Genomic DNA, 3392 nt, shown 5'->3' on the forward strand with positions numbered 1-3392 from the left:
AAACGGCTCCGGACATGCGACGACCCCCGCTCTCCCCCCCGGCGGGGGTCGTCGCATGTCCGGAGCCGTTTTGGCCCTGCGCGCCATCGCTCGCTCCCTTCCTTCCGTTCATCGGTCACGGGCTGATCGAGGCCCCGCCCGGCGCTCGATCCATCACTCACAGTAATCGGCGGGCTGCGTTCCGGACAGTCCCCGGAGGGGTGGCGAAGTTATTCACAGTCCCTCGCTTATCCACAGTTTTTCGGCAAGATCGGCACGATTTCCGAGATGCCTCCACGGTGATTCCTGTCGCGAAGTTCGCGAACGGCAGGAATCACGAGAGGGGTGTGCGCCGTGGAGACATCCAGGACTTCAGGGGCCAGGGGGACGACATGCGGTTCGGCGGCGGAAGGGCCGCGTCGGGGCGGGCCGCTGATCGTCACCGAGGACCTCGGGCTGCTCGACGACCTCCTGCGGCTCTGCGCCGCGGCCGGGGTCGAGCCCGAGGTGCACCACCGGGTGCCGGAGCGGCGGGCGAGCTGGACCGACCCGCCGCTCGTCCTGGTCGGCGACGACGCCGCCGCCCGCTGTCGGGGAGCGGTGCGCCGACCGGGGACCCTCCTCGTCGGCCGCGACCGGGACGATCCGGAGCTGTGGCGGCTTGCGGTGGAGATCGGCGCGGAGAGCGTGCTGAGCCTCCCGGCCGCCGAGGGCCTCCTCGTCGACCGCCTCGCCGACGCGGCCGAGGGCGCGGACAGGCCGGCGCTGACCGTCGGCGTCGTCGGCGGCCGGGGCGGCGCGGGGGCCTCCACCCTGGCCTGTGGTCTCGCGCTGGCCGCCGCGAGGGCCGGGCACCGCACGCTGCTCGTCGACGGCGACCCGCTGGGCGGAGGGCTCGACGTGTTGCTCGGCGGCGAGCGCGAGGAGGGCAGGCGATGGCCCGACTTCGCCACCTCGAAGGGCCGCCTGGCCGGCGGCGCCCTGGAGGAGTCCCTGCCGTCGGTCCGCGGGGTCCGGGTGCTCAGCTGGGGCCGGGACCCGGCGGCGCCGATGCCGCCCGAGGCCGTGCGGTCCGTGCTCGCCGCCGCGCGGCGCCGGGGCGGGGTCGTCGTGGTCGACCTGCCGCGCGGCGCCGACCCGGCGGCCGTCGAGGCCCTGGCGCAGCTCGATCTCGGACTGCTGGTCGTTCCCGGGGAGTTGAGGGCCGTCGCGGCCGCGCACCGGATGGTCTCGACGATCGGGCCGGCCGTGCGCGACCTGCGCGCCGTGGTCCGCGGGCCGTACGCGGCGGGGCTCGACGAGCGGTGGGTCGCCGACGCGCTGCGGCTGCCGCTCGCCGGTGAATTCCCTTACGACCCGGGGATCGTGGCCGACCAGGACGCGGGAATGCCGCCGGGCGCCGAGCCCCGGGGACCCCTCGGCCGGTTCTGCACCGCCTTCTGGGAGCGCGCTCTCGTGCCCGGTGGTCCGGCATGATCGGGACAGGGAGCGCGGCCTGGGGCGAGGGTGGCGGAGCGGGGCTCCTCGACGCCGTGCGGCAGCGGCTTGCGGCGAGCGGGGCCGAGCCCACCCCGGCGCGCGTGGCGGCGGCGCTGCGCGCCCAGGGAAGACTCCTCGGTGACGCGGAAGTCCTCGGGGCGGCCGAGGAGTTGAGGTGCGAGCTGATCGGCACCGGTCCGCTGGAGCCGCTGCTCGCCGACCCGGCGGTCACCGACGTCCTGGTCTCCGCGCCCGACCGGGTGTGGGTGGACCGGGGCACCGGTCTCGAACGGGCCCCGGTGGCCTTCCCCGACGCCGCCGCCGTCCGCCGCCTGGCGCAACGGCTCGCGGCGGTGGCCGGGCGCAGGCTCGACGACGCCCGGCCCTGGGTCGACGCCCGGCTCCCCGACGGCACCCGGATGCACGCGGTGCTGCCGCCGGTCGCGGTCGGCTCGACCTGCCTGTCGCTTCGGGTGGTCCGCCCCCGCGCCTTCTCCCTGGAGGAGCTGGTCGCGGCGGGCACCGTTCCGCCGGACGGCGCCCCGATCCTGCGGGCCCTGATCGACGCCCGCGTGTCGTACCTCGTCAGTGGCGGCACCGGGACGGGCAAGACCACGCTCCTCGCCTCGCTCCTGGGGCTCGTGGGGGAGCGGGAGCGGATCGTACTCGCCGAGGACTCGGCGGAGCTGCGGCCGGACCACCCGCACGTGGTGCGCCTGGAAGCGCGGCCCGCGAACCAGGAGGGCGCAGGGCTCGTCACCCTGCGGGACCTGGTCCGGCAGGCGCTGCGGATGCGCCCCGACCGGCTGGTCGTCGGCGAGGTCAGGGGTGGGGAGGCGGTGGATCTGCTTGCCGCTCTCAACACGGGCCATGAAGGCGGCTGCGGAACGGTTCACGCCAATACGGCGGCGGACGTGCCGGCGCGGCTCGAAGCCCTGGGGACGGCGGCCGGGCTCGACCGGGCTGCTCTGCACAGCCAGTTGGGTGCGGGCCTGTCGGTCGTGCTGCACGTCGCACGGGACCGGGACGGACGGCGGCGGATCGCCGAGGTGCACGTACTGGAGCGGGACCGGGACGGTCTGGTCCGGACGGTGCCGGCGCTGCGGTGGGGCGCGGCCGGGTTCGAGCGGGAGCGGGGTTGGGAGCGGCTGAGGTCGCTGATCGGAGGGGGATCGCGGTGACGGCGGAACTGGTGCAGACGCGGGGCGTGGCACACGGGGCGGCGGCGCTCTGCGCGGTGCTCGCCCTGTGGTGGACGGCCGAGCGGCGGCGCGGTGCGGGCCGGGCAAGAGCGGTGCTTGCGGGCGGAGTTTCCGACGACCGCGGCAGCTGGGAGTGGCCCGCGGTGGCCGCGCGGTGGTGGGCCCTGCTGTGGGAGCGGCGCGCGTGGCTGTGCCTGCCGGTGGCGGGGGCCTTCGCGCTCCTCGGCGAGTCACCGCTGCCGCTGCTGGCGGGGGCGCTCGCGGTGCCCCTGGTGGGACGGCGGCTGCGGGCCGCCGGGCGCCGGAAGGAGCGGGAGGCGCGGGCCGAGCGCGTGGTGGCCCTGTGCGGGGCGGTCGTCGGGGAGCTGAGGGCCGGCTGGCAGCCCGCGCAGGCACTGTCCTTCGCGGCCCGGGAGACGGGCGCGCTCGGTGCCGCGGAGGCGCCGGTCCTCGCGGCGGCCCGGTTCGGCGGGGACGTGCCGGAGGCGCTGCGGCGGGCGGCCCGGCAGGACGGCGCCGACGGGCTCGCGGGCATGGCGGCCTGCTGGCAGGTGGCCGTCGACGGAGGCGCGGGCCTGGCCGATGGGCTCGACCGCCTGGAGGCCGCCTTGCGGGAGCACCACGAGCAGCGTGACCGCCTGCGGGCCGAACTGGCCGGCGCCTGGGCCACGGTGACGGTCCTCGCGCTGCTCCCGGCGGCCGGGCTCGCCCTCGGCGCCGCCCTGGGCGCCG

3 protein-coding genes are annotated in these 3392 nt (G+C 77.0%); all 3 read left to right on the forward strand.

Translation table 11 applies throughout. From position 1 onward, the window contains the following. The first annotated feature begins 333 nt into the window (after positions 1-333). Positions 334-1455 (forward strand): septum site-determining protein Ssd, encoded by a 1122-nt coding sequence (ssd, locus tag CCN56_RS38660; RefSeq protein WP_086832310.1) that lies wholly within the window; start codon positions 334-336, stop codon positions 1453-1455. Then, a complete protein-coding gene (locus CCN56_RS38665) occupies positions 1452-2639 on the forward strand; it encodes a TadA family conjugal transfer-associated ATPase (RefSeq protein ID WP_086832309.1) in 1188 nt (395 codons plus the stop codon). The genes ssd and CCN56_RS38665 overlap by 4 nt, the downstream gene beginning before the upstream one ends. Beyond that, positions 2636-3392: type II secretion system F family protein (locus tag CCN56_RS38670; RefSeq protein WP_256962403.1), on the forward strand; the 757-nt coding region annotated here is incomplete at its 3' end. The genes CCN56_RS38665 and CCN56_RS38670, both read left to right, overlap by 4 nt.

Source organism: Streptomyces sp. NRRL B-24572, assembly GCF_002156145.1.
GTDB lineage: Bacteria > Actinomycetota > Actinomycetes > Streptomycetales > Streptomycetaceae > Streptomyces > Streptomyces vietnamensis.

Bases quoted from the DNA above. Each gene is read 5' to 3' on its own strand.
- CCN56_RS38665 (WP_086832309.1), top strand. From the start codon at position 1,452: ATGATCGGGACAGGGAGCGCGGCCTGGGGCGAGGGTGGCGGAGCGGGG.